Annotated in this window: 1 pseudogene; it reads left to right on the plus strand. The window is 46.2% G+C overall.

Going from position 1 to position 730, the window contains the following annotated elements:
- Nucleotides 1-486 precede the first annotated feature (486 nt).
- Nucleotides 487-730, plus strand: a pseudogene (locus ACQRBH_RS17275) (group II intron reverse transcriptase/maturase); the annotation flags it as partial.

A 730-nucleotide genomic window follows, 5' to 3' on the forward strand; every position in this document is an offset into this window, starting at 1 on the left:
TTTTGTTTGCGCGCCATGGGCGCGCTCTAACGGGTGAAAGTCCCGAACACGCCTAGGCAACGAGGAAGTGTATAGCCGAACAGCAAGGGTGTCCATCGTGAGGTGGAATCTGAAGGAAGCTGTAAGCAAACTCTTGGTCCGACGGACAGAAATCACATATAAGGCTCGGAAATACGGATAAGTCTGCAAAAGAAGATGAAGTCCAAAAGTTGCTGGAAGTACGAGTAAATGTGGCGGATAGATGAGAGGAAAGAGCGTGCACCTTAAGCGTGGAGGTCTCACAGAGGTTTCATTAGCCTAGTAACAACGAACTGTGAGAAGTCAGCCGAACCCATAGTAGTGAAGAAGTTTCTGTAACGGAAATGGAGCGAAGGGGTGAACAATCAATAAGTTTGAGTATGTCTCGTATTGCAGAAATGACAACATCTGCCGTAACCAATCGAGTAAAAGATGGTCAAATCAAGCGAGACGGAAAGGAAAGAACGCATGGACACAGGTAGTCTAATGGAGCAGATTTTATCTAGCGATAATCTCAACAGAGCATATCTGCAAGTCGTACGAAACAAAGGTGCAGAGGGAGTGGACGGAATGAAGTACACAGAACTCAAGGAACATCTTGCAAAGAACGGCGAAATCATCAAGGAACAGCTGAGGACAAGAAAATACAAACCTCAACCAGTACGAAGAGTGGAGATACCAAAGCCTGATGGTGGTGTCAGAAACCTAGGAG

It is taken from the genome of Bariatricus sp. SGI.161 (assembly GCF_050313695.1).
GTDB lineage: Bacteria > Bacillota > Clostridia > Lachnospirales > Lachnospiraceae > JAFBIX01.